Here is a 25,408-nt window from a genome sequence, read left to right on the forward strand (position 1 = left end):
CGAAAGGCGCTAGACTCGCGGGCTACTGGCTGGGAGTACGATGCGCATTGCGCTTTGCATCTCTGCGCTGCTGAGCAGCCAGGCGTTCCTGCCGCTTCTTATCGGCCTTCAGGAACTTCATTTCGGCTTTCTCACGCTCGCTGAGGCGGCGCGCGGGATGGGTCATTGTATGTTTGGGGCCTTTTACGCCATGCCGCTTCTTGGGAGCGTCAGCGCGGCTGGTTCCCTGTTGGGCCGCTGCCACTCCGACCAGGCAAAGTCCCGCGACCAAGACCACCATCAGCCGCAGTGTCTGCAGACCCGTACGCCCCAAATTGCCTCCCTGACCTTCCCCCCACCCTGAACGCTTATCATGTTATAACCCAGAAGCTGCAAAAAGTTGCAACGGATCGAGATGGGGAGCCTTACCGAGCAACAACCGAGCGGCCACAGACATCTCTTGCTATGTCACAGAAAGGAAACTTCATGGCGGGTTCAGCAGAGCGGCAGCGTGACGAAGATTTCGGCAAAGGAGCGGTCGAAGGGGATGAGAAGGCCGGAAACAGTTCCCTTAGTGGCCAGTTGGGACATCGCGATCAGAACCCGCTGGTGAAATCCTCGGACACCGACTTCCCCGAACCGGGCGAAAGTCCCGAACACACGGGTGAACCGCAAGGTAAAAGCCTTCTGGACAAGGACAGCGGATGCGGTGAAGGCACAGCCCAGCAAAGGCCATGTCCCCAGAACCCCGAGCACGTTGGCCAGACCCAGGATCCTGGCCACCGCCAGAAACAAAATCAGGGTGACGAGAAAGACGATCCCCTGGTCGCTTAAAAGCGGCCGGTCAGCTATCTGAGCTCTTCCATCACCTGCTCAAGCACCTCGCGCCCGGGCCGCACCACGCTTTGCGGCAACGTTGCCAGGGGTTCTTCGGTGACGTTGAGCATATCAATGAAGGTTGGCGCCTTGGTGTCTACGAACAGAATGCCTGTCAGCACTTCGCTATTCTCATGCGCCTCCATCAGGCGCTTAATGGCTGCAATGCGGTTGGTGGGATCGTAATCTTCCTCCAGTTTGCGCAGCCGCAGCTGAGAACCGTCATGCATGGTGACGCTCACCGTGGTGCCCGGATCGTAATCCACGCTGATCTCTTCAAACGCGGGCACGAAGCTGATCTCCTGCAGCGGCTCCTCATGGTCCTTCATGTACTTGTAAGACTTGGTCGAGCCCTCGTGATCGTTAAAGGTAACGCAGGGAGAGATGACGTCGAGCATCACGGTACCGCGATGCGCAATGGCAGCCTTCAACAGGCTGTGCAGTTGCCGCTTATCGCCGGAGAATGAACGGCCCACGAATGTAGCCCCCAACTGAATGGCCAAAGCACAAGTGTCAATGGGCGGCAGGTCGTTGATGACACCAGTCTTCAGTTTTGAGCCCACGTCGGCGGTGGCGGAGAACTGTCCTTTGGTCAAGCCATAGACGCCGTTGTCTTCGATGATGTAGATGATCGGCAGATTACGGCGCATAAGATGAACGAATTGTCCGATGCCGATCGAAGCTGTGTCGCCATCACCACTGACCCCTAGTGCCATAAGCTGCTGATTGGCCAGGACGGCGCCGGTGGCCACGGAGGGCATGCGTCCGTGCACGGAATTGAAACTGTGCGCCCGGTTCATGAAATAAGCAGGGGTCTTGGATGAGCACCCAATGCCTGAGAGTTTGGCCAGGCGCTCGGGCTTTACGCCCATTTCATACATGGCATCGATAATTCGCTCGCTGATCGCATTGTGCCCGCAACCCGCGCACAGGGTGGTCCTTCCGCCCTTGTAATCGAGCACTGAAAGGCCGATGCGATTCGTCTTCGGCGGTGGGGTGGAAGTGGGAGTGGTGGCCATTTTACTTGCCCTCCATCATGATGATTTCGTCAGTCACCGAGCGAGCGTCGAGCGGCAGCCCGTGAATATGAGCAATGCTGCGCAGCCGGGTGATGCGTTCAGGCGAAATGTCCAGTTTCAACAGAGACAACAACTGAGCGTCCCGGTTTTGTTCGACCAGATACACGCGATCATGCTTCTCCACAAAATCATGCACCTCACGGGTGAATGGATAGGCTTTGATCCGCAGGTAATCAACTTCCAGGTTGTATTCCTTGCGGAGCTGATCGCGGCTCTCGACGATCGCCCAGTGACTGGTGCCGTAAGCAATGATGCCGATTTTGGACTTGCCGGTGTGCACTTCGGGGCGCGGAACGAACTTGCGCGCGGTTTCAAACTTATGATTTAGGCGCTCCATGTTATTGGAGTAGTCGTCCGCCCGCTCACTATATTGCGATTTCTCATTATGGCCGCTGCCGCGCGCGAAGTAAGCGGCGCCCGGATGGTCAGTTCCCGGCAGGGTGCGATACCCGATGCCATCGCCGTCCACGTCCTTGTAGCGGGCAAATCCGCCGAGACGATCGAGATCTTCCTTGCTCAACAATTTCCCGCGATTTAGCGGCTTCTCGGGATAGGGAAACGGATCGGACATCCAGTTGTTCATGCCCAAATCAAGATCAGACATTACGAATACGGGCGTCTGGAAATGTTCGGCGATGTCGAAGGCCTCGCCGGCCATGGTGAAACACTCCTCGACCGACGACGGAAATAGCATGATGTGCTTGGTGTCGCCATGCGATAGGACGGCGGTGAACAGAATGTCGCCTTGAGAAGTACGCGTAGGCAACCCGGTGGATGGCCCCACCCGCTGAATGTCCCAAATGACCGCGGGAATTTCTGTGTAGTAACCGAGGCCGGCGAATTCCGCCATCAGCGAGATGCCGGGTCCGGCGGTTGCGGTCATCGAGCGAGCACCCGCCCAAGCCGCGCCCAGAACCATGCCAATAGCCGCCAATTCGTCTTCCGCCTGGACGATTGCGAATGTCGCTTTGCCATCCTTGCCGATGCGGTATTGCTTCATGTAATCAATCAGGCTCTCCACCAGCGAAGAGGAGGGCGTAATCGGATACCAGGTCACCACCGTGACGCCGGCGAACATGCAGCCCAATGCAGCGGCTGAGTTGCCGTCAATGATGATCTTGCCCTGGTTTTTGTCCATGCGCGTGATCCAGTAAGGATCCTGCTTGGTCAGTGTATTCACGGCATATTCGTATCCGGCGCGGGCCGCGTTGAAGTTCAGGTCCGCAGCTTTTGCCTTCCTGGCAAATTGTTTGCGGATGGCCTTCTCAATCTCCGCCATGTCAATGTTGAGCAGCCGCGCCGCGACGCCGACGTAAATCATGTTCTTGACTAGCTTGCGCAGCTTGGCTTCCGGGCAGACGGTCGCAACCAACTTGTCGTAGGGCACGGAGTAGAAAGTGAGATCATTGCGCAAGGCACGCAAATTGAGCGGCTCGTCATAGAGCACGACTGCGCCTGGCGCCAGCGACATAGTGTCTTCTTGCGCCGTCTCCGGATTCATTGCCACCAGTAGATCAATTTCCTTCTTGCGAGCAATGTAGCCATCTTTATTGGCGCGGATGGTGTACCAGGTGGGCAGGCCGGCGATATTAGACGGAAAGAGGTTCTTACCTGAAACCGGTACGCCCATCTGGAAAATACTGCGCAGAAGAACGCTGTTAGAGCTTTGTGATCCCGAGCCGTTAACCGTCGCGACTTGAATGCTCATATCATTCACAACGCGCTTTTGGACCGGTTGTCCCGGGACTTCTCGTATTGCTACATCGGTGGTGGCCATGAACTCTATCCTTATGAAGTGGAGCCGGTGGAAACGTCCGCCGTCTCGAGGTTTATTGGGAAACTATTAATTATACGGTAAGGCGGAGACATAGCGGCGCACGAAAGTCCTTCCCCGCTCGGAGGAACAGAGGTGGTAAACCTCGCCACAGGGCCCACTGCTTGTGTCGTTATTCTCCGCGGAAGAACTCCGCCATGTGGCGAAATTTATTGTATCGTGAGGCGACTAATTCGGAAGCAGGAATTTTCTTCAACTCCGAGTAGTGTTTCTGTAGCCCTGCGGCCAGCAGGGCTGCGGCAGCTTCGTGGTCGCGATGGGCCCCTCCTTCAGGTTCGGGGAGGACGTCATCAATACATCCCAGCCCCTGCAAATCAGAAGCGGTAATCCGCAAGGCTTGCGCTGCCAGGTCTTTCTTACTGGCATCGCGCCACATGATCGAAGCGCAGCCTTCGGGTGAGATTACGGAGTAGATGGCGTTCTCCATCATTAGGACCCGGTCAGCGACCGCAATTGCCAGTGCACCACCGCTTCCCCCTTCGCCAGTGATGGTGCTGATGATGGGGACCTTAATGCGCGCCATCTCCCGCAAGTTGCGGGCAATGGCCTCCGCCTGTCCACGTTCCTCGGCGCCCAGGCCGGGGTAAGCACCGGGCGTGTCCACAAATGTGAAGATGGGCCGGCCGAATTTTTCAGCAACATGCATGGCTCGCAACGCCTTGCGATAGCCTTCCGGATTCGGCATGCCAAAATTGCGGTAAACCTTTTGGCGCGTGTCGCGGGCCTTCTGATGCCCGATCAGCAGCACCTCTTCACCGTTGAAGCGGGCCATGCCACAAATAATTGCGGGGTCGTCACCAAAAGTGCGATCGCCGTGAATCTCACTCCACTCAGTAAAGATGCGCTCGATATAGTCGAGAAGGTATGGGCGTTGCGGATGACGCGCCAGCTCTGTCTTTTCCCATGCGTTCAGGTGCGCATAAATCTGCTGGCGAAGCGCGTTCACGCGCTCGTGTAATTGCTGCAGCCTGCGCTGGGCTTCCTTATTCTCGCCGGCCAGAGATTCAAGCTGCCCGATCTGCTGCTCGATCTTTTCCAGTTCGTGTTGTGCCTTACTGGCTGATTCCATCTTGCTTGAGTGGCCGTTCCTGCCGTGAGACCAAAGCGACTCCACCATGGACAGCAGAAACTCGGAGACGGCGAATCTGCCTTCGCCGCCCATCATCCGCGCTGCTGCCGCTGCCGTAGCTTCCATGCTGCTTGCTTCTATCCGATCCCTTATCCGACTACTCGTACACTTCCGCGCCCACAGAGCTGCTCCACCCGTGCGATGAAGCCCCGATCTGGTTGCACATTATAGCCTTCAGTTTCCATAACCACCATGAAGTCGCCCTGCCGTTCCACATCGAATAACAGTTTCGCCTGGCCCTTGCGTTCGGCGCAAAGGGAATGGAGCGCATCAACTGTGGCTTCTGTGGCAGTCTCAAGCGGGATTCTGATGCGCAGGGCATTCGGGAGCTTGGGCTGGGCTTCTTCCAAGGGGACGATGTCGCTGACCGTGAGCTTGGGATTGGCTCCTTCCTCAATGCGAACTCCTCCCCGGATGAGCACTGGGGCTTCGATTTTCAGACGCTCTTGCAGGCGTTTAAATGCTTCGGGGAATACGAGCATCTCCAAAGACCCGGTCATGTCCTCAAGAGAGCCCTGCGCGTAGAGGTCGCCCTTTTTTGACTTAAGGACGCGAACATTGGCGGTGACACCACCGACATAAATTTCCGCGTCTTTGGCGGTGGACTGCTTCATGCGGCCTATGTCCTCGATAGTTAGAGCGCTGAAATCGGCGAGTTTGTCCTGATATTTTTCCAGCGGATGCCCGGTAATGAAAAATCCGAGAATTTCCTTTTCTGCGGACAGCCGCGTGTGCTCGTCCCAATCTGGAATCTCGGGTAGGTGGTCATTGTGGACCGGCGCCTCGTCCTGCTGGAATACACCAAACAATCCATGCTGACCGGATTCGGCATCGCGCTGGGCTTTCTGCGCGCGCTCCATGGCTTTGTCCACTACGGCCATGAGCTGCGCGCGCCGGCCAAGAGAATCCATGGCGCCACTCTTGATCAAAGATTCCACGACGCGTTTGTTGAGCAGCCGCAGATCTACTTTCTCGCAAAACTCGAACATGGAAGAGAACCGACCCAGCCCCTTCCGAGCCAGAGCGATGGATTCAATAGCGTTGTGGCCCACGTTCTTCACCGCAGCCAGGCCAAAGCGAATGGCAGCACCGTGAGGAGTGAAATTCGCATCGCTAACGTTAATGTCCGGCGGCTCGACGGCGATCCCCATCTCACGGCATTCGTTGATGTACTTTACGACCTCATCGGTATTGCCCGTCACTGACGTCAAAAGCGCCGCCATGAACTCCACCGGATAATGCGTCTTCAAATAAGCCGTGTGATAGGCCAGGAGCGCATACGCGGCGGAGTGCGATTTGTTAAATCCGTAGCCGGCAAATTGCTCCATCAGATCGAAGATCTTCTCGATCTTTTTCGGCGGAAGTCCACGCTGCACCGCGCCTTGGACGAAGCGCTCACGCTGGGCCGCCATCTCAGCCGGAATTTTCTTGCCCATTGCCCGCCGCAGAAGGTCGGCTTCACCCAGCGAATAGCCCGCCAGCTTGTTGGCGATCTGCATCACCTGTTCCTGGTACACGATGACGCCCAGAGTTTCTTTCAGTATCTCTTCGAGCTCCGGCAGTTCGTATTCAATCCGCTTGCGGCCGTGTTTGCGGTCAATGAAATCATCAATCATTCCGCCCTGGATCGGTCCTGGCCGATACAGTGCATTTAAGGCAGTGAGGTCCTGGATGGAGTTGGGCTGGTAGCGGCGCAACACATCCCGCATGCCGTGTGATTCAAACTGAAAGACGCCCGAAGTCAGTCCCTTGTGGAATACCTTTTCATAGGTTTCGACATCCTCGAGCGGAATTCCCTCAAGGGCGACCTGCTCGCTGCGCGTCTGCGCAATCAGCTTGATGGTGTCATCGAGGATGGTAAGCGTGGTGAGCCCAAGAAAATCCATCTTGAGCAGGCCCATCTTCTCGATCGCCGTCATGTCGAAGGCGGTGACGATTTCATCGTTCTTGGTCTTGTGCAGCGGCACAAGTTCGGTCAGTGGGCGCGGCGAGATCACCACTCCGGCAGCATGCACACCGGAATTCCGCACCAAACCCTCCAGCTTCCGGGCAGTGGTAATCAACTCTTTGACTTGAGCATCGTTCTGAAATGCGGCCTGCAGCGCAGGCGAATCCTGCAGCGCTTTCTCCAAAGTGATATTGAGCTGCGCCGGCACCATCTTGGCGATGCGGTCCACTTCCGCATAGGGGATATCCATGGCCCGGCCGACGTCCTTAATCGCGGCCTTGGCGGCCATGGTGCCGAAGGTGATGATTTGCGCCACGTTCTCGCGTCCATACTTGCTGGTGACGTAATCAATTACCTCGCCCCGTCGGTTCATGCAAAAATCAATGTCAATGTCCGGCATGGACACGCGCTCGGGGTTAAGGAAGCGCTCAAACAGCAAGTCGTGTTGCAGCGGATCTATGTCGGTGATCCCCATGGCGTAGGAGACCAGCGAACCGGCCGCCGAGCCGCGCCCGGGGCCCACAGGAATGTTGTGTTCTTTGGCATAGCGGATGAAGTCCCAAACAATAAGAAAATACCCAGCGAACTGCATTTGCTGGATGATGCCGATTTCACGGGCAAGACGCTGTTCGTAATCCGCCAAAGAATTCTTGAGCTGCCCACGCGCCTCAAACTGCCGCAAACTCTCCAGCCGACCCGCAAAACCCTCCCGCGCGATATGCCCAAAGTAGGTGTCCAGCGTAAAACCGGGCGGAACTTCGAAATGCGGAAACGGATTGCCAACTTTCTCCAGGCGCAGATTGCAACGCGCTGCGATATCAACCGTGCGGCTAAGAACATCCGGGGTGTCCTTGAAGACGCGGTACATCTCGTCGTAACTTTTGACGAAGAACCCCGTCCCCTGGAACTTCATCCGGTTGGTGTCCTGGATGGACTTTCCGGTCTGAATGCAAACCATGACGTCCTGGGCGTGCGCGTCGTCTTCGCAAAGATAGTGGCTGTCGTTGGTGGCGACCAGAGGTGTATTCAGCTCTTTGCTGAGCTGCAACAGTCCGGGCTGGATGCGCTTTTCCATCTCCAGGCCCTGGTCCTGAATTTCCAGGAAGAAATTCTGTGGCCCGAAGATTTCGCGGAAGGAACCAGCGGCTTGCCTGGCCGCATCGTAGTTCCCTTCCGTGAGCCGCTCTGCGACTTCGCCTTTCAAACAACCGGAGAGGCCAATCAGCCCTGCGCTGTGCTCCGCAAGAAATCTCTTGCTCACACGCGGCTTGTAGTAGAAGCCGTGGAGGGAAGCTTCGGAGGTGATCTTCACCAGGTTGCGATAGCCCTGTTCGTTTTCCGCGAGCACCAGCAGGTGGTTGTAAGTGTCGCCCTCAGGAGCCGCCCGGTGGTCATCTTTTTTGCAGATGTACAGTTCACAACCGATGATCGGCTTGATCCCTGCCTTGTTTGCCGCATTGTAAAAATGGACTGCGCCAAAGATGTTTCCGTGGTCGGTCATGGCCACGGCTGGCATACCCAGTTCCTTGGCACGGGCGACTAGCTTGTCCACATCGCAGGCGCCGTCCAGCAGCGAATAGTCGGTATGCAGGTGAAGATGGATGAATTGGGACATCAGAGCTGTGGGATTCTGTACTTACATTCTACGGGGAACGACGGGCGTGCGCGACACGCAAATTATCCACACCTCGTGGAAAACATGCGGTGGGAATGCTATCGGCGCTTCTTGGCCTTGCCCTTGGCCTTGGCAGGCTTTGCGGCAGGCTTAGCCCTCGGCTTCGGGCTGGCCTTGGTGTTCGCCTTGGCAGCGACTGGCGGTCTGGACTCCGGCTTTTTAGGGGCCTCTGCAGCCGGTCGTTTCTGGCCGGGCGTAAGCGCAGCCGCGGCAGCTGGCGCCTGCGCTGGAGCCGGAGCTCCCTTCTTTTTCCCGGATTCTTTCCCCTTTTTGCCCGCGTCTGCCGCTGCCGGTGGCGTGGCCACGGGTGTCACTTGTGCCTTAGCGGCGCGACCCCTTTTGGGAGGTGGCGGAGGCGGTGGCGGGGGAGGTGGAGCCAGCGGCTTGAGGAATTTCAGAATTTCCGTCCGGGAACGCAGCTTGCCATCGAGCAAAAGGTGAAAGACCTGATCGGCGATCTTGGGATACTCCGGCATGGCGGGCGTGATGCGCAGCTCCACCATTTCTGCCAGTGGAATCTTCTGCTGTACCTGCCTCCATTTGCCGAAGAAATTTTTAATCTTCTGGGAAGCTGCTTGCTGCCGGGTCGTGAGTTCAAAGAACAAAATGGTCTCCGGCCGCGCGTTTGAAAGTAAATCCCAGGCGCGCGAGGGAGTAGCTGCTTCCTTTCCAGAGAGTCTCTTCCCCAAATCGCGGGCGTCATCGTCCAAGCGGCGCCATTTCTCAACCAGGTCACGGCGCGGAATCAGCTTCTGCATGTCGGAGATGTCACGGCTGCCTAGCCGCCGAGTGAGGAAATGAAGCACCGCGGGGCCAGTGTCTATTGAGGAATAGCCAAACTCGCCCATCTGCTGCTTGAGCTTACTCAACTGTGCCAGGCCGGCAGTATCCACCTTCGACGTGCTCCAGTGAGGATTAAGCACCTTCAGCCAGTCTTCTTTCTCCAGAGCCTTAATGATGTGCAGAGGGTCGTCTTCATAGGCCAGTTGCTCGATCTCGTAACCAATGGCGCGATCGCTAATGTGCTCGATATATTTATTTTCTTTGGCTGAGTCGTACCGTGTCTGCGTGCGCTCTTCGAGCGGCCAGTGAAAGCGCGCTGCAAATCGTGTGGCGCGAATCAATCGCGAAGGGTCTTCTACGAAGGCATAGTTATGCAGGATCCGCAGCAGTTTGGCTTCAATGTCCGCCGCGCCGTTAAATGGATCCAGCAGCAAACCGCGGGAACCCGGATTCAGCGAGAGCGCCATGGCATTGGCGGTGAAGTCACGGCGCCGAAGGTCCTCGGCGATAGTAGCGGGTGAGATGACCGGCGGCTTCCCTGCCTTCTCATAGCGCTCGGAGCGGGCCATCGAAATCTCAGCTCGCACGTTTCCAGGCAGCAATAGGTAGAGGGTCTTCAGGTCGTCATCCACCCCCTGCACTACCACGCCGGCGCGTTCCAGGTCTTTCTGCAAACGCAGCGGGTTACCTTGAACAGTGAAATCGAGGTCGCGGATAGGAAAGCCACTGATGATGTCGCGCATGGCCCCGCCGGTGAGATAAACATTGATCTCCGCCGCCCTGGCCACGTCCTGCACCAGGGTGACGCCCCGCTGCTGCTCTGGGGTCAGCCGGATTTCCAAGGTGTAAATGTAGTCCGCCATGCTTTATTGTTCGCCCGGAGTGGCTGCCAACCCGCGCACACCCCTAGGCCCGGCCCAACCCGTTTCCGGTCTTGGTAGCCCGGACTCCCCGATTGCCTGTAAGTTACTTGAATAAATGGACTTAGACTTCCCTAACGGGGCGCGGCAAACTGATGAAGATATCACAACGTTACCGCTTTGGCTACATCCAGCGCCACAATTTACGCGCCGGAGCAGGAAAAATGCGACAATCCTGAGCGGCGAAACCAGCCCGGCGGAAGCAGTCCTTTCCCGCCCCGCACCTCTGAGTTGGAGGCGCCGTAATCGTCGGCTTTGAACCATGCCTTCAACGCATAAAAAAGTGATTGTCCGCAAGATGGACCGCGACACCATCAATGGCCACGTCGCGCCGGCCAACTTTATCGTGGCCGGCAAGCTGGAGATGTTGAACACGGCCGGTAACCTGGTCGCCATTGATTTGCATGAAATCAAGGTTGTTTACTTCGTTCGCGACTTTGCGGAAGGCGCGCCTGTGCGCAAGACTTTCGCTACTCGACCCCGCACCGAAGGACTGTGGGTGCGGCTCCGCTTCAAAGATAACGAGGTCATCGAGGGCATGATGCCCAATGACCTGGCCCTGGTCGGCGTGGAAGGATTTTTAGTCAATCCCCCGGACGTTCGAGCGAACACGCAGCGCATGTTCATTCCAAGAACGGCTCTTTCCGCACTCACCGTGTTAGGAGTTGTCGGCATTTCCAAGGCACGCCGCCGTAAGCACGTTGCCCCAGAGCTCCAGGTCCCGATGTTCGAGCAGTAGCTGGCAAGCAACAAGTTCTCGCAAAGACCACCTGTGCCGCATAGCGCCGCTGAATTACAATCGCCACTTCGCTCAAGAGGATGTAGCCCCATGAAACTTGGACAGATCGCCTCGTCTTTAGGCATGCGCCTGGAGAATGGCTCACCAGAAACAGAAATTTCTGGAATTGCGCCCCTCGAATCGGCGCAACCGGGCCAGCTCACATTTGTAGCGAATCCGCGTTATGCACAGGCCGCTCGCAAGACGAAGGCATCGGCCGTAATTGTGGCTGAGGACTTTCCTGCCATCGCCGCCTCTATGTTGCGATCCCGCAATCCCTATCTGGATTTTGGCCGTGCCCTCGAGCTTTTCTACCGGCCGCCTAAATATCCCGCCGGCGTACATTCCACGGCGTTCGTCCACGACTCTGCTGAGATCGGTAAGAATGCCGCCATCGGGCCTTATGTGGTGGTTGATGAGGATGTGGTGATTGGAAAAAACTGCGTTCTCCTGCCGCACGTGGTGATCTATCGCGGGGCACGCATTGGAAACAATTTTTTCGCGCATGCGCATGCTGTGGTGCGCGAGTACTGCCGGGTCGGAGATAACGTGACGCTGCAAAACGGCGTGGTAATCGGCGGAGACGGCTTCGGCTTTGCCAAGGACAACGAAGGCAAGTGGCGCAAAATCGTGCAGTCTGGCCCTGCGGTCCTGGAGGACGACATCGAGGTACAGGCCAATGCGTGTGTGGACCGCGCCAGTATTGGCGAAACGCGGGTCGGGCGCGGGACACGCATTGATAACCTGGTGCAGGTCGGCCACGGCTCACGCGTGGGACAGAACACACTTCTATGCGCCCAGGTGGGTCTTGCGGGTTCAACCGACGTTGGGAGCAATGTAATTCTGGCGGGGCAGGTGGGCGTCGCGGGACATTGCAAGATCGGCGATGGAGCGATTGCAACCGCACAAAGCGGCATACCGAACGATGTTGCGGCCGGCAAAACGGTCAGTGGCTACCCCGCAATAGATAACAAGTTGTGGCTCCGTTGTGTTGCCGTATTCAATCGCCTGCCGGAACTGGCACGCGCCATCAGGGGCGGCGGAAAAGGCGAAGAAAAGGACGTATAAGGGTGACTTGTTCCTGTAGCATCCAACTCCATAAATGACCGAGGGCCTCCAAATTTCGGCCAGCAAAGAGCCGGGCCCCATCCGTGTCCTTCTGCTCGACGACCGGGAAGAGAATTTACTGCTGCGCTCGACCATCCTGCGCCGCAAGGGATATCACGTTGTGACCTCATCCTCCATCGAGCAAGCCGAAGCCAAGCTGCAGGACATTGACATCGCCGTGCTCGACTATCACCTCGGCCGCGGCAAATTCGGCAGCGAGGTGGCGCAAACTTTGCGCGAGAAGCGTCCGCACGTGCCCATCATCATTCTCTCTGCAACCTTGGAGCACCGCTTCGGCGGCATCGCGGACATGCAACTGCTGAAGGGCAATAGTTCAGTGGATGACCTGGTGGCCGCCCTGCGCTCGTTCGAGGCCAAACGGCGAGGCAAGCCTGTAGTGGTGGACGCGCGTGACTTTTACTACTCGCGTATCAGCATGTCCATGGGAGACGACATGGTCATCCAGATCGTCGACCGCGATGGCAATTGGCAGTATGTGAACGATTATTATGCAGCGCTCAACAATCACAAGCGGTCCTGGTTTATTGGACGTAATATTTTCGAGCAGTTTCCCGCACTGCGTGGGGACTGGGAAGAGATCATCCGCACCGTCGTCGACACTCGAGAAACCTACATAGACCGCGGCTTCCGTGGCCTGCCCCACCTGCCCCGTAAAGCTGCACGCTGGACGTGGAACGTTCTTGTATTTCCCATTAAGCTGCACGACGACCGCGATGGCGCGTTACTCAGCGCCAGGTTAATCGAGAAAAAGTAGAAGCAAGAAGCCATTTCTTCAACTAAATTCTTCGGGCAGCGCCCTCTGAATCTGCTCCCGGACAACGGCCATAAGTTCCTCCCGATCGGAAACCTGAGTTGGATCAATGGGCTGGTGGAAAGTAACCGTGGCGGTGCCAGGGCGCAAGCTCCAGCGGCGCTTTGGCATGAGATTGTGGGTTCCGGCGATGGTGACCGGCGCCACAGGTGTGCCGCTCTCCATGGCGAGATGGAAGGGACCCCTTTTGAACGGCAGGAGACGGCCATCCGGCGAGCGCGTTCCTTCCACAAAAATGGTCATATTCACTCCTTGGGCGAGTACATTGGCGGCCGCGCGGAGGCTGGCGATGGCGTTGTCACGATTGCTACGGTCAACCGGCACCAGCGAGCCCAACCGCATGGCGCGGCCGAGGATCGGAATACGAAACAATTCCCGCTTCACCAGCACTGACGTTCGCCGCGGAATGAGGGGCACCAGGATGGGCGGGTCTAAATTTGACGCATGATTGGACATGAAGATGTATGTCCGTTGAGGGTCGAGGCGATCGAGGCCGACCACCTTCACCTTCACACCAGCCAGCCGCACTCCGGCCCAGGCGATGCGAGTGCCGAGCCAGTACAGCAGATCAATTTCGCCGGTGAGCAGGGTCCAGGGAAATCCGACCAGCGCAGCAAAAGGGACTACTAACGCCCAGAATCCCAACATAGCGAAGGTGCGGATCACGTGTGGGTTTTGGCCGGCGCAGAGAGCGACTGCAACCGGCGCGGCAGCTTTTCGTAGATGCCGCCAAATCCGCCATTCGACAGGATGACCACCACGTCCCCGGAGCGCAGTTCGTCGCCGATTTGCGCCACAATGGCGTCGGCGTCGGGAATCGTGCGCGCCCGTTTCCCGGTGCGGTTGATGCGGGCGATGACAGCTGGTAAGTCGAGACATTCACTGGCGGGAATCGCCTCCGGGCGGAACACGCGTGCGACGATGACCTCGTCAGCTAGTCCCAGACTGTTGGCGAGTTCATTCTGCAGTACGTTGCGGCGCAGTGTATTCGACCGAGGCTCCAAAATCGCCCATAGCCGCCGCCCCGGATAGCGTGAGCGCAGCGCCTTAATCGTTTCCGAAATGGCGGTAGGATGATGGGCGAAATCATCAATGATGGTGACGCCTTTGACCTCAGCCTTTACCTCGAGCCGCCGCTTTACGCTTTTGAAGGTTTTTAGCGCTTCGGCAATCGTGTCCTTTTCGATGCCATAACCGGCGGCCATGGCCGCTGCTGCGGTGGCATTGAGCACGTTATATTCACCGGCGATCGGAAATTCAAAGTCCGCCCAGCGTTTGCCGTCACGCAGCACAGACCAGGAGGTTCGACTCGGCTCCATATGAAGGTCTTCAACCTTCCAGTAAATGTCCCCGAAAGATCCGTAACGCTCGACCGGACAAAATGCCTTTTTTGTGCATTCAGTGACGTTGCCATTGCCGCCGAACGCCACGATCTTTCCTCGCCGGGGTACCAGGTTCACCAGTCGCTTGAACGCGGTCTTCACCGCGTCGAGGTCCTGGTAGATGTCCGCATGATCGAATTCGACGGAGGTGAGTATGAGTGAATCCGGAAAGTAGTGCAGAAATTTCGGGCCTTTGTCGAAGAATGCGGTGTCGTATTCGTCGCCTTCAATAATGAGGTGTTTGCCTTCTCCCAGCGCAAAGCTGCTGCCGAAGTTCTCGGCAATACCGCCCACCAGAAATGATGGCTCCTGGCCAGCCACTTTAAAAATCCACGCCAGCATGGAAGTGGTAGTTGTCTTGCCATGCGTACCGGCAATGGCGATCACTTCGCGTCCACGCAGAAACTCATCGTGCAGTATTTGCGGGAGCGAGCAGAAGGGGATGCGCTGGTCGAGAACGAATTCAAGCTCTGGATTGCCGCGGGAAATCGCGTTGCCGACCACCACCAGGTCCGGCCTGGGATTTAGATTTCCTTCGGCATAGGGTTGCGCCAAAGGTACGCCCATTTCAGCAAGAAAATCGGACATTGGGGGATACGCCGCAGCATCGGATCCCGTCACCTGAAACCCGCGCTGTTTGAGCATTCCGGCCAATGAGGCCATGGCTGTGCCACAGATTCCGATGAGGTGGATGTGTTTGGTCATCTTTTTACCGAGGCCTTAATGGACTTTGAGGCTTCAGATCGCGAAACAACGGGAGACTCGAAGCTCAACTGCACCGGCTGGGCTTTGGCTTTATCCACGCGCAGCGCGGCCTGAAGTCCAAACGGAAGCGTGTGATTGTCTCCCGAGACGTGGCCCGAGGGAAATCCATATGCGACTGGAATTTCCAGGTCACCGACCACTCGCAATACGACTTCCTGCAAACTGTAGGGCTGTTCTCCCGGCTGGACGCAGCCGAGCATCTCACCGAAGACGACGCCGCGCACCTTATCGAGCTTGCCGGCCAACTTCAACTGCATCAGCATGCGGTCGATCTGAAATGGCTTGGTGTTCACATCTTCAACGAACAAAATGGTTCCGTTAGTCTGGATTTCGTAGGGCGTCCCTAAGGAGGCAGACAGCATCGACAAGCAGCCGCCATACAAGATGCCTTCAGCCGTACCTTCAACCAATGGTTGCACATTCGCGTTGTCTGCAGCTTCGATGCGCTGGCCGGCGCCTGAGAGCACATTCCATGACGCCAGGTTTACACCATCTGCGTGGGCAAAATCCTTGGCGACCATGGGGCCATGAAATGTAACCAGATTGGTAGCGTCTGAAAACCAGGTAAGCAGCGTGGTTACGTCGCTGTATCCGACGAAGATTTTTGGGTGGCGGCGAACGATTTCCATGTCAATTTCTTGCAGCAGGTAATTGCACCCGTACCCGCCGCGTGCGCACACAATAGCGCGCACTTCTTCACGTTCGAACATCTCCTCCACTTCACGCGCCCGACGCTTCGCCGATCCCGCAAAGTACTGGTCACGTTCAAAAATCGATGGAAGGTAAAAAGGCTGATAGCCCAACCGCCGCAACTCTCGGCACCCGGCGTCAAACTGATCGCGCTTGAAATCGCTGGCTGGGGCGACGATGCCCACCGTGTCACCCGGACGGAGCGCAGGTGGTTTGACGCGTTGCTCAAGCGGATTTGAGTCGCGAGATTTCATTGCTGCAACCTTAAAGTAATACTTTAGACATAAAACTCTCCCCGGCAGACCAGCCGTACCGGGCCCCGCAAGAACACGCGCTCTTCCCAGCGAACCGTCTGTGTCCCGCCCGGGGTGTGCACTCTGACGGGCGACTGGGCATGCCCGGCAGAGATTGCCGCAACTGCCGACGCACAAGAGCCGGTGCCGGACGACTGTGTCTCTCCCACTCCGCGCTCAAAAAAGCGCGCCTGCAGATCGCCGTTCTTACCAAGCTTCACCAATTCAACGTTAATCCCATACTTGAAGTCATGATGTTTCCCGATCTCCGCCGCTTCGCCCTGCCATCCGGGCGCAAACTCCTGCACGAACACTGCGAAGTGAGGATTTCCCATTGAGACCGGAATTCCCCGCACTTCGCGAAAGGCGAGTTTAATGGGAAATTCGTCGCCTACTTGCGGCTCGCCCATATCAATTTCAAATTCAAACTCGCAGCCCTTGTGACTCACCAGAGTGCAGGCCTTCAGGCCCGCTCCTGTACGGATCAGCATCTTTTCTTTTTGCTGCTCAGCCGCGAGGTAGGCTGCAACGCAGCGCGTGCCATTCCCCGATATCTCGGCTTCCGAGCCGTCAGCATTAAACAGCCGCGCGCGCACATCAGCATCGGTCGCGGGAAAGAGCCACTCTATGCCGTCCGCACCCACCCCGTTATGGCGATCGCAAAGGCGCCGGCTTAGGGCCGCGAGATCGGGACGGGCATGCATGCCATCAATCACCAGAAAATCATTTCCGCAGGCGCTGGCTTTAACGAATGGAATGGCAGCATTCAGGCTATCAGGGGAAGAACTCATTCGCGCTCAGCCGTCCCCAACCATTCGACGCCACGGAATAAGGTTGATTCCCGCAGGCGCTGTAACACCCGTTGGTGTTCGCTCCTCTCAGCCTCGATAGAGAATTGCACCCGCACCTGATTGTTCATGCGCGTGATATTGACCGATGACATGCTCTGATTTTCATCCTGCAAGATCTGGTTCAATTCGGCGATGACGTTTTCCGCGCTCTCTCCAATGACGCTATAGCTCGTGAACGAGCCCTTACCCTGGAACTTTGATTCCAGGCGTCCAAGCGTGTACAGGGCGAGCAAAATCACCAGGGTCGCGAAAACAGCAGGCAGATACAGTCCTGCGCCCACCGCCATTCCCACCGATGCAACTACGAACAGGGTGGCGGCCGACGTGAGTCCCACTACCGAACCGCGGGAGTGCAGAATGGAGCCGGCGCCGATGAAACCGATTCCGGGAATGATCTGGGCCGCGATGCGAGTGTGGTCGCCGGGATATTGATTGGCCAACTCAAAAGAAAGAATGGTGAAGAACGCCGACCCGAAACAGATGAACATGTTGGTGCGCAGTCCGGAAGGTTTGTGTGCGATTTCCCGCTCTAAGCCGATGACTCCGCCCAGTATCGCCGCGAGAATCAGGCGCATGATGGTCTGCGCCACGATGGCAGCCATGTCCATCCTCGGGCCGAAGATCTCCCACAATCTGCGCATATTCTGAGCTTGGGCTGGATTTTAACATCGGCTGTTGCCGACTCTCTGACTTCCCGCGGAACTGAGGTAACGGGCAAGGTACCGTTCGAGTTGCCAACGTCAGCGGATAAGCTGCCGGGTGCGATAGATGGTTGCCCGAGGTTGGCCAGTGGTTTGGATAACTACCAGCGCTGGAAGATGATGCTCCTGGGCCGACTTGGCCACCGGGTCATTGTCAAAAGCAACAGCGAAATCAGCGTAGCGGTTCGGGGCCTGCAACGCGCGTTGCCACATCCCTTCCTTCCCCCACTGCCTGGGATCGCCGTGATTGCCTTCCTGAATCACACGCCCGAGCGGAATGCCGGCGTCCTGCAGCGCGCCTCCGTGGTCGCCGATGTACATCAGCAGAGTGGAAGATGGTGGTAACCGAACCAGCTCTTTCGCTAATGACTTCTCGAACCCAATTCTGGTGCGGGAGTTCGCAATCGCTTCTCTTAAGCAGACCGGCTGCGCACGCCAGATCAGGGCGTTGCTCAAAGCCAGCAGGGCAAAACCCGTAAACGGAACGGCCACTTTCCAGCGGCGGGACTGCACTCGAGTAACCAGGAAGTAGAGTGTCACCGCTGAGAATACTGCGATGGCCGGAAGTAATTGCAGTCCGTAGCGGAGGTTGTAATACGAAAATGGCCACCACGTCGGCACAAAAACCGGCACGCCGCCATAGGCAATCGAGAGCGCGTAAAAGGGCAGCGGCAACCATAGCAGCAGCCAAATACTGAGGCTCCGAATTGCAGACACGGCAAGCAAAGTACCCGCCGCCGCCAGCACAAGCCAGAATTTCGACCAATTCCCTTCCCCTATATCTAATTCGACGGACTTTATGAAATAGGTTGTTGCCACTCGGATATTTTGATAACCAGGATGGTGAGGCTCGCCTCGGCTTTCAGTTTTCTGCTCGATCGCACGTGCCGAATAGGGACCATTCACAAAATCGAGCGCGTTGCCGTAAATAGCAGCGTTATAGGCCAACCAGAAAGCTGGAGCGGCCGCTACCAGCACCAGAAACACCAATAATCCTCTGGGCTCCTTCGATTCCCGCTTACCCAATCGCCCTCTACCGACTACCACTGCGACTGATATGACGGCCAATGCGGAACCCAGGAACCAGCCGTCGTAGCGGGTCAGCATCGCGCCGGCGACGAATAAGCCGCACCACATTAACCAGCGGCTAGCTTGTTCTTCTCTGCCCGAATCATTTGCTCTTACTAAGCGCACGAACTCACTAAAGAAGACGAGCGCCCAAATAAACAGCGCCAAGTAGAGCGACTCAGTCATGGCCGTGCTTTGAAGGTAGATAAGGTTGGGATTGACGCCATATAAAGCCGCCGCAAACCACGCGGCGAGATAGTGCGGGTCTCCGAGCCGCGCGGGACGAGTTCCCGGTGTGGCCGGGCCATTTCCCGGCCGAGTTAAGGCTGCCAATCCGTCCCGCACCAGCCGGAATATGCCGACCATGCCAGCAACGTACGCGATCATGAAGGGAAAGGAAGCGCCGAAGCCCGTGTGCCAGGACTGGTTCGAGATCACGAACGGAATAATGAGGATGTGCGGCAACGGCAGCCACACTGTGCCGAGTTGCTTCCATCCTGGAGTCAGCGAATCGAAGACACGGCGAGCAATGTTAATGTGCGCTACTGCGTCGCCATAGAGCAGGACCTGATTGTGACGGAAATAATATAGAAAACTGAACAAGGAAACGAGAACGGCAAGAATCAAGACCGTCGAGACGTCACTCCGCTGCTCACCGGACTCGCCGCTTTTAGCCACTCTCATTCCAGATGGGTGAGTTCGCGAAATGTCTGAAATCGCCCCTGAATCTCCTCACTGGTCAGGTTTTGCAGTCTCTCGGTGCCGAAGCGTTCGACGGCAAATGACCCCATCACGCCTCCGTAGAACATGGCGCGCTTGAGCACTTCGCGGTTCAGTTCGCCTTGGGAAGCGATGTAGCCCATGAATCCTCCGGCAAAGGAGTCGCCAGCTCCGGTGGGGTCGTGAACCTCTTCAATAGGCAGGGCAGGAGCGCGGAAGGGATGCCGGCCAATTCCGAAAGCTCCTTCGCGAAAGAAAATGGTCGCCCCGTATTCGCCATGTTTAACAACCAGCGCCTGAGGACCCATCGCCAGCACTCGCTGAGCGGCGCGCGGCAGGCTGGATTCATGGCCCAGCGCCTTAACCTCCGCGTCGTTAATCAGCAGCACGTCGAAGACCTTAATAGTTTCCACCAGCTCTCGCGGCGTGTGGTTGATCCAATAATTCATGGTGTCGCCGCCCACCAGTTTCGCGCCGTTCATTTGCCGTCCCACATGCGCCTGGAGAGTAGGTTGTATGTTGCCCAAAAACAGAAATTCGGTGTCGCGGTAGCCGGCGGGAACCTCCGGATGAAACTGCTCGAAGACATTGAGCTCTGTCACCAGAGTCTTGGCCTCATTGACATTGGCGCCGTACTCGCCCGCCCAGAAGAAGGTCTTGCCCTTCGCGCGCTGAATACCGCAGGTATCTACGCCGCGCCGCCGGAGAACTTGCTCGTGTTCAGAGGCAAAATCGTCGCCCACCACCGCAACGATCCGTACCTTTGTGAAATAGCTGGCTGCGAGGGCGAAGTATGTTGCCGAACCGCCGAGCACGCGCTCCACCTTACCGTAAGGCGAAGCGATGGTGTCAAAGGCGATGGAACCGACTCCAAGCACACTCATTTCTGTTGACCCGCCTTGCCCTGCGAATCGAGATACTTGCCCAAAATCAGTTTTAATTTTTTGCGCGTAGCGGCGGGAATTTTGTCGCGCTCGGTTAAAATCGCGTGTGCCAGAGCAGAACCGCACTTGCATGAGCGGGTCTTAGGTGTGGCAGCTACCGCTTCGCGAACGACCTTACAGGCATTCTCTGCATTCTTCAGCAGGACAGCGACCACTTGGTCCACGGTGACCGAATCGTGCGTAGGATGCCAGCAATCGTAGTCAGTGACCATAGCCACCGTGACGTAACAAATCTCCGCCTCGCGCGCCAACTTGGCTTCCTGAAGATTGGTCATTCCGATCACGTCCATCCCCCAACTTCGATAGACCTGTGATTCGGCGCGGGTTGAGAACTGCGGCCCCTCCATGCAGAGATACGTTCCGCCTGGTTTGCCCGTCACCTTCGCTTTCTTGCAAGCAGTTTCCACGACGTGGGACATCTCTGGGCAGACTGGATCGGCCAGTGCAACATGGACCACAACTCCGTCTCCAAAGAAGGTAGATACCCGCTTGGTAGTACGGTCGAAAAACTGGTCTGGAATGACGAAATCCAGCGGCTTGTGCTCCTCCTTCAAAGATCCGACTGCGGAGATGGAAACTATGCGTTCCACACCCAGCTGTTTTAGGCCGTGAATATTGGCCCGGAAATTTAACTCTGTTGGCAGGATGCGGTGGCCACGTCCATGACGCGCCAGGAATGCCACTGCCCTTCCGTCCAGCTTGCCTAAGATGTAGGCGTCTGATGGCTGGCCGAAAGGAGTATCCACACGAAGCTCTCGCGTATCGGTCAATCCCGGCATGGCATACAGGCCGCTGCCACCAATGATGCCGATTTCTGCTTCCGGCAAATCTCCTCCTGAAGATTGAAATAAAAAGCTGGGCTACGGCTTCATGCCCAATTGCCACATCAAGAAACTGAGCTCGTCGGTGACGTCTTCGATCTGCTTGTTTACCGGCCTGCCTTCCGAGTGCCCCGCCTTTGTGTCGTAATGCAGCAGAACGGGATTGGACGATCCGGCCGTCGCCCACTGCATGAGGGCCGCCATCTTGCGCGCGTGCAATGGCGCCACCCGGGTATCGAAATCTCCGCTTACAAACATGATGGCTGGGTATTTTGTCGTTTTTTCGACGTGCTGATAAGGGGAATACGCGTAGATGTATTTGAACTGTTCCGGATCGGCGGCAGAGCCGTACTCCGGCACCCAAAATTTTGCCACGAGAAAATCCTGGTAGCGCAGCATGTCCAGCAGGGGGTACCCGCAAATTACAGCCTTGAACAGGTCGGGCCGCTGAGTGATCGCTGCCCCCATAAGCAGGCCGCCATTGCTGCGGCCTTCAATCGCGAGCTTGGAGGAGTTGGTGTAACGATTCGAGATCAGCCACTGGGCGGCGCTGAGGAAGTCGTCGAAGACATTTTGCTTATTGGCTTGCATGCCGGCGCGGTGCCACTTCTCGCCGAACTCGCCACCACCGCGGAGATTGGGCACGGCAAACACCCCACCGTGCTCTGCCCACAGCACAGCGGTGGCGCTGAATTGCGGAGTGTAACTTACGTTGAAACCGCCGTACGCAGTCATCAAGGTGGGATTCGACCCGTCCAGCTTGAGACCTTTCTTGTGGAGCAGGAACATGGGTACGCGAGTCTTGTCCTTCGACTCGTACCAGACCTGCTTCAACTCGAAATTCTCGCTCTCGAGCGGAACCTTCAGGCGTGCCCATTCAGATTTCGAACTTGAGCTGAGGGCATAACGGTAGATGGTGAGTGGAACATGAAACGAGCTAAAGCCAAAGAACGCCTCATCGCCTTGCCAGTGCCCGCTGATCTCGCTGACAGTGCCGAGCGTAGGGAAATTCACCTCACCTGCAGGACGCCCATCCGCACCAAAGACCTTCACCTGAGACGTTACATCATGCAGGTAACGGACCAGCAACTTGCCCCCGGCCAGGGCGAAGCTCTCCATCACTGAATTCGTTTCCGGCACGATCTCGCGCCAGCGTTCGCGCGCCGGGTCATGCAGGTCAACTGCCAGGATGCGGCCATTCGGGGCCTTCCAGTTCGTCTGCAGGAAGATCTTGTCGCCGCCGATATTTGCCTGGAAGCGCGCGTCAATGTCTCTGACTAAAGGTTCGATCGGCGCTTTTTTCGAGAGGTCCTGATAAAAAATGTCGGTCTTATCGGCCGCCGCGCCGTACAACACCTGGATGACCAGATAACGTCCGTCTTCGGAGACATCGGCTACGGCAATGTTCTGTGGGCCGTAGCCCTTGCCGAAGATCTCGGCGTCTTGTTTCGCATCCGTGCCCAAAGCGTGGTAGCGAACGTGGGGAGCATCTTCGCCCATCATCGAGTAATACAAACCGCTCTTGTCGGGTTTGAATGACACTCCAAAATAACGCGCTTTCGGCAGCTGGTCAGACAGGTCGCGACGCTGGCTCACATCCATCAGGTGAACTTCCATCTCGTCGGCGCCGCCGCGGCGGACGCCATACGCCAGTACGTTTCCATCTTCCGTGACGTCCAGAATGGTCACGCTGGTGGTGTGGTCGGGGCTCATGGGATGCGGATCAATGAGCACCTCATCCTTACCCTCGGCTCCCTGCTTCATGTGGATCACGAACAGGTCCTGGTCGGCGCGCCGCTCGCGAAAGAAGTAGCGTCCATTGCGCTCGACGGGAACTTCGATATTGTCAATCTTCATCAACTGCCCCAGGCGAGCAGACAAGTGATCGCGCCCGGGTAGCCGGTCAATGATGGAATGGGTATAGCTGTTCTGCGCCTCTATCCAGGATCGCGTTTCGGGGCTGTTCTGGTCCTCAAGCCAGCGATAAGGGTCGGAAATCCGCACTCCGTGAAGGACGTCCACCACATCGTCACGCCGCGTTGGCGGCGGACCAGAAGTTTGCTCTTTGGCCTGCGAGCTAAAAGATAAAGTTAAGGACATAATTGCCAATATGGCCGCAATCTCCAGATAAACATTCCGGAACCTGCCCATGCGCACCTCTGTTAAAAATCAGTGTAGATTGACGATGCGCGGCGTCGCAAACCCAGGACGCCAGAGATGCTGAGAGCAAAATCCCTACTGGGCATCCGCTGCCAGCACGGCAGCACGTAGCTTCGCGGCGCTGGCTTCGTCAAAACTCTCCATTACTATCACCAGATTCTGGCGGTGCTCTACAAAGACCGGGCCTTCTTCTGTATTCCAACGAGTTGCCGTGGTCGCGGTCGCGCCCGGCATCGCCGCGGACGAAGGCGCGGTTGCAGCCTGAGGCATCTGCGCCAACGTTATGGTCTTGTATTTCTGTTTTAGGGATTTCCTATAGGCTCGCGCAAATAGCATCGCCTGCTCAGGCGTCGTCCAGCGCGAGACGTAGAGCAGCGCGAGCGAACCGGATGCTGAGCTTTTCGAATGTCCGGCGTAGTAGTATCCGCCGCGCCACTCTGGCGCGAGCGACTTTGCTGCATCCGCATCGTCAAACTGCTCGAGCATCGCCAAGACGTCAAACTCGCCGACACCACCCACATCCAGTTGTTCGTACTCTGTACCTAGCACCCGTTTCGCATCGGCTAAGGGCAGGCGAGGAAGGCGTTCTCCAGAGATATAGGCGTCCGGCTGCATGATCTGGCGCGTGTTCACCGGCGGATTGCGGAGCACTCCCGCGAACGCTGCCTGCTGACCGCCGCTCGCTAATAGCTCACGCTCAAAGTCCAGGCCATAACGATAGGGGAAAAGCAGCAGATTTTTCAGGTAAAGAGGCGCAGTGTTGAAAAGCGGCGAGCCTTCCATGACACCGGCTTTCATGGCATCGGCAATCTCTGGAACTTCGGTGGCCGTTCTGCCTGTCGGCGCCAGGATGTAATCAATCAGCACCAGCATTCCCTGGCCTTCGATCACCGCCTGCCGAGCGGCCTTTTGCTCATCCTCATCGGGCTCCCGCTGGTCGGCGCTTTTTTTCCACTCTACGGTGGGCCCATTCTTCTCCCATTTTTCAAGGTCGAAGTCCTGGTCCTGCAGGGCATGTGTGAGCTCATGGGCCAGCACCGGCTTTTGCAGGTTCGCTTCAATCCAGTCGAGCAGATTCACGGTTTTGGTCTTCGGATCGTAGTAGCCGGCTACCTGCTCCTGAAGCAGCGCGACCAGAAACGTCTTGAGATCAAAATTGCGCGGCAGCAATCCGAACTTCTTTAGCACCTGTTCGGAGCGCTGCAAGCGTTTGGCATCCTCATCCGTCTCCAAGCGTGATTTCACATAGCTGCCGACCTGCTCGCGGTTTACCAAAGCCCGCTTTACCTCGTGCCTCAGCGCCAGGCCGGTGTCTTGGCTGGCAAACTTGAGAATTTCATCCACCGAGCGAAAGAGTTCCTTCGCTTGCTCGGCAGTGATGCGGGTTTCAGGGGCTTGGGGTACGGTCTGTGAAGCCTTGGCAGGCTCAGCGGTGGTTTGAACTGGACTCGCGGCAATGGCAAACAGAATTGGTACAAAAAGCAGAAAGCGATGGGGGAGAGACCTTACCACCGATTACCGGGTGTACACGGTGGGCTGCGGACCTTTTTCCAGAGTCTGGCGGTCCCAGATAGCGCCCTCACGAGTGTAGTTGGCCAGCTCGAAATCCTGAGTGAGTTCGAGGGCGTCGGTCGGGCAAGCATCTTCACATAGGCCGCAGAACATGCAGCGGCTCAGGTCGTAGGTGAAGGTGGTCAGTTCCTTGCGTCGGGTAGCTGCATTGCGCTCACTGCTGACTACAATCAGGTGCTCAGGACAGGCTAGCGCGCACAAGTCACACGCTATGCAGAGAGTCTCATTGGTGTCCGCGTTGACATTCAGCCGCGGCGCCCCACGATAACGCTCAGCCACTTTGGGCCGTTGCAGCGGATATTGCTCGGTATAGATCTCTTTTGGATCCTGGTAGCGGAAGGTAATGGAGAGACCCTTGAGCAGGTCCACCATCAAGACGCGGCGTAGCAGGTTGGAGAATGTAAGGGCCACGAAGCCAGTTTACCATTCCCGCCAAAATAAGAACTGCCCGAACCGCCCTCGCTTCGCCGATCTTCTGGCATCCCAAGCGTCTGCGGTTCG

General features: G+C 57.0%; 21 protein-coding genes. 4 read left to right on the forward strand and 17 right to left on the reverse strand.

Features of this window, described 5'->3' with window-relative positions; translation table 11 throughout:
• Positions 1–22: 22 nt before the first annotated feature.
• A complete protein-coding gene (locus tag VFA76_13235) occupies positions 23–313 on the reverse strand; it encodes a hypothetical protein (protein ID HZR32803.1) in 291 nt (96 codons plus the stop codon).
• Positions 314–465: 152 nt separating this feature from the next.
• Here VFA76_13235 and VFA76_13240 point away from each other — a divergent pair, with 152 nt between their 5' ends.
• On the forward strand, positions 466–813 hold the full coding sequence (locus VFA76_13240; GenBank protein ID HZR32804.1) for a hypothetical protein: 348 nt from the start codon (positions 466–468) through the stop codon (positions 811–813).
• A gap of 14 nt (positions 814–827) precedes the next feature.
• Here VFA76_13240 and VFA76_13245 read toward each other — a convergent pair whose 3' ends face one another.
• The 5 genes from VFA76_13245 to VFA76_13265 form a co-directional block, all read right to left on the reverse strand.
• Positions 828–1,874, reverse strand: coding sequence for a 2-oxoacid:ferredoxin oxidoreductase subunit beta (locus tag VFA76_13245; GenBank protein ID HZR32805.1), 1,047 nt, complete (start codon positions 1,872–1,874; stop codon positions 828–830).
• A 1-nt stretch (position 1,875) separates the two neighbouring features.
• The gene (locus VFA76_13250) at positions 1,876–3,711 is read right to left on the reverse strand and encodes a 2-oxoacid:acceptor oxidoreductase subunit alpha (GenBank protein HZR32806.1); all 1,836 of its coding nucleotides are present in this window, start codon (positions 3,709–3,711) and stop codon (positions 1,876–1,878) included.
• Between the two features lie 169 nt (positions 3,712–3,880).
• The gene (locus VFA76_13255) at positions 3,881–4,963 is read right to left on the reverse strand and encodes an acetyl-CoA carboxylase carboxyltransferase subunit alpha (protein HZR32807.1); all 1,083 of its coding nucleotides are present in this window, start codon (positions 4,961–4,963) and stop codon (positions 3,881–3,883) included.
• A 23-nt stretch (positions 4,964–4,986) separates the two neighbouring features.
• On the reverse strand, positions 4,987–8,460 hold the full coding sequence (dnaE, locus tag VFA76_13260) for a DNA polymerase III subunit alpha (GenBank protein HZR32808.1): 3,474 nt from the start codon (positions 8,458–8,460) through the stop codon (positions 4,987–4,989).
• Positions 8,461–8,558: 98 nt separating this feature from the next.
• Positions 8,559–10,166 (reverse strand): CCA tRNA nucleotidyltransferase, encoded by a 1,608-nt coding sequence (locus VFA76_13265; protein HZR32809.1) that lies wholly within the window; start codon positions 10,164–10,166, stop codon positions 8,559–8,561.
• Between the two features lie 319 nt (positions 10,167–10,485).
• Here VFA76_13265 and VFA76_13270 point away from each other — a divergent pair, with 319 nt between their 5' ends.
• The 3 genes from VFA76_13270 (at position 10,486) to VFA76_13280 (ending at position 12,883) form a co-directional block, all read left to right on the forward strand.
• The gene (locus VFA76_13270; GenBank protein HZR32810.1) at positions 10,486–10,962 is read left to right on the forward strand and encodes a hypothetical protein; all 477 of its coding nucleotides are present in this window, start codon (positions 10,486–10,488) and stop codon (positions 10,960–10,962) included.
• 90 nt (positions 10,963–11,052) lie between these two features.
• Positions 11,053–12,069: a UDP-3-O-(3-hydroxymyristoyl)glucosamine N-acyltransferase gene (gene lpxD / locus VFA76_13275; protein HZR32811.1), complete on the forward strand. Its 1,017-nt coding sequence runs from the start codon at positions 11,053–11,055 to the stop codon at positions 12,067–12,069.
• 34 nt (positions 12,070–12,103) lie between these two features.
• A complete protein-coding gene (locus tag VFA76_13280; protein HZR32812.1) occupies positions 12,104–12,883 on the forward strand; it encodes a response regulator in 780 nt (259 codons plus the stop codon).
• 18 nt (positions 12,884–12,901) lie between these two features.
• On the opposite strand, the gene VFA76_13285 is transcribed toward VFA76_13280, so the two are convergent.
• The 11 genes from VFA76_13285 to VFA76_13335 form a co-directional block, all read right to left on the reverse strand.
• Positions 12,902–13,606, reverse strand: coding sequence for a lysophospholipid acyltransferase family protein (locus VFA76_13285; GenBank protein HZR32813.1), 705 nt, complete (start codon positions 13,604–13,606; stop codon positions 12,902–12,904).
• Positions 13,603–15,027 (reverse strand): UDP-N-acetylmuramate:L-alanyl-gamma-D-glutamyl-meso-diaminopimelate ligase, encoded by a 1,425-nt coding sequence (mpl, locus tag VFA76_13290; GenBank protein ID HZR32814.1) that lies wholly within the window; start codon positions 15,025–15,027, stop codon positions 13,603–13,605. Before mpl ends, VFA76_13285 begins: the two co-directional genes overlap by 4 nt.
• Positions 15,024–16,031, reverse strand: coding sequence for an LD-carboxypeptidase (locus VFA76_13295; GenBank protein ID HZR32815.1), 1,008 nt, complete (start codon positions 16,029–16,031; stop codon positions 15,024–15,026). The genes mpl and VFA76_13295 overlap by 4 nt, the downstream gene beginning before the upstream one ends.
• 23 nt (positions 16,032–16,054) lie before the next feature.
• Entirely contained in the window at positions 16,055–16,861 is an 807-nt protein-coding gene (dapF, locus tag VFA76_13300; protein HZR32816.1) for a diaminopimelate epimerase, read from the reverse strand.
• Positions 16,858–17,523, reverse strand: a complete 666-nt coding sequence (locus VFA76_13305) for an MgtC/SapB family protein (protein ID HZR32817.1) — start codon at positions 17,521–17,523, stop codon at positions 16,858–16,860. The genes dapF and VFA76_13305 overlap by 4 nt, the downstream gene beginning before the upstream one ends.
• A 138-nt stretch (positions 17,524–17,661) precedes the next feature.
• A complete protein-coding gene (locus VFA76_13310) occupies positions 17,662–19,374 on the reverse strand; it encodes a hypothetical protein (protein HZR32818.1) in 1,713 nt (570 codons plus the stop codon).
• Positions 19,371–20,294, reverse strand: a complete 924-nt coding sequence (locus VFA76_13315; GenBank protein ID HZR32819.1) for a PfkB family carbohydrate kinase — start codon at positions 20,292–20,294, stop codon at positions 19,371–19,373. The genes VFA76_13310 and VFA76_13315 overlap by 4 nt, the downstream gene beginning before the upstream one ends.
• Complete coding sequence (mtnP, locus tag VFA76_13320) at positions 20,291–21,181, reverse strand: S-methyl-5'-thioadenosine phosphorylase (GenBank protein ID HZR32820.1); 891 nt, start codon at positions 21,179–21,181, stop codon at positions 20,291–20,293. Before mtnP ends, VFA76_13315 begins: the two co-directional genes overlap by 4 nt.
• Positions 21,182–21,214: 33 nt before the next feature.
• A complete protein-coding gene (locus VFA76_13325; protein ID HZR32821.1) occupies positions 21,215–23,326 on the reverse strand; it encodes a prolyl oligopeptidase family serine peptidase in 2,112 nt (703 codons plus the stop codon).
• A gap of 84 nt (positions 23,327–23,410) precedes the next feature.
• Positions 23,411–24,847 (reverse strand): hypothetical protein, encoded by a 1,437-nt coding sequence (locus VFA76_13330; GenBank protein ID HZR32822.1) that lies wholly within the window; start codon positions 24,845–24,847, stop codon positions 23,411–23,413.
• Positions 24,848–24,850: 3 nt separating this feature from the next.
• Positions 24,851–25,318, reverse strand: coding sequence for an NADH-quinone oxidoreductase subunit I (locus tag VFA76_13335; GenBank protein HZR32823.1), 468 nt, complete (start codon positions 25,316–25,318; stop codon positions 24,851–24,853).
• Positions 25,319–25,408 lie beyond the last annotated feature (90 nt).

Source organism: Terriglobales bacterium (genome assembly GCA_035651655.1).
GTDB lineage: Bacteria > Acidobacteriota > Terriglobia > Terriglobales > Acidobacteriaceae > DASRFG01.

Bases quoted from the DNA above. Each gene is read 5' to 3' on its own strand.
- lpxD (HZR32811.1), top strand. From the start codon at position 11,053: ATGAAACTTGGACAGATCGCCTCGTCTTTAGGCATGCGCCTGGAGAAT.
- VFA76_13240 (HZR32804.1), top strand. From the start codon at position 466: ATGGCGGGTTCAGCAGAGCGGCAGCGTGACGAAGATTTCGGCAAAGGA.
- VFA76_13245 (HZR32805.1), bottom strand. From the start codon at position 1,874: ATGGCCACCACTCCCACTTCCACCCCACCGCCGAAGACGAATCGCATC.
- VFA76_13270 (HZR32810.1), top strand. From the start codon at position 10,486: ATGCCTTCAACGCATAAAAAAGTGATTGTCCGCAAGATGGACCGCGAC.
- VFA76_13310 (HZR32818.1), bottom strand. From the start codon at position 19,374: ATGAGAGTGGCTAAAAGCGGCGAGTCCGGTGAGCAGCGGAGTGACGTC.
- VFA76_13295 (HZR32815.1), bottom strand. From the start codon at position 16,031: ATGAAATCTCGCGACTCAAATCCGCTTGAGCAACGCGTCAAACCACCT.
- VFA76_13255 (HZR32807.1), bottom strand. From the start codon at position 4,963: ATGGAAGCTACGGCAGCGGCAGCAGCGCGGATGATGGGCGGCGAAGGC.
- VFA76_13305 (HZR32817.1), bottom strand. From the start codon at position 17,523: ATGGCTGCCATCGTGGCGCAGACCATCATGCGCCTGATTCTCGCGGCG.
- VFA76_13280 (HZR32812.1), top strand. From the start codon at position 12,104: ATGACCGAGGGCCTCCAAATTTCGGCCAGCAAAGAGCCGGGCCCCATC.
- VFA76_13325 (HZR32821.1), bottom strand. From the start codon at position 23,326: ATGGGCAGGTTCCGGAATGTTTATCTGGAGATTGCGGCCATATTGGCA.
- mpl (HZR32814.1), bottom strand. From the start codon at position 15,027: ATGACCAAACACATCCACCTCATCGGAATCTGTGGCACAGCCATGGCC.
- dnaE (HZR32808.1), bottom strand. From the start codon at position 8,460: ATGTCCCAATTCATCCATCTTCACCTGCATACCGACTATTCGCTGCTG.
- VFA76_13315 (HZR32819.1), bottom strand. From the start codon at position 20,294: ATGAGTGTGCTTGGAGTCGGTTCCATCGCCTTTGACACCATCGCTTCG.
- VFA76_13265 (HZR32809.1), bottom strand. From the start codon at position 10,166: ATGGCGGACTACATTTACACCTTGGAAATCCGGCTGACCCCAGAGCAG.
- dapF (HZR32816.1), bottom strand. From the start codon at position 16,861: ATGAGTTCTTCCCCTGATAGCCTGAATGCTGCCATTCCATTCGTTAAA.
- VFA76_13250 (HZR32806.1), bottom strand. From the start codon at position 3,711: ATGGCCACCACCGATGTAGCAATACGAGAAGTCCCGGGACAACCGGTC.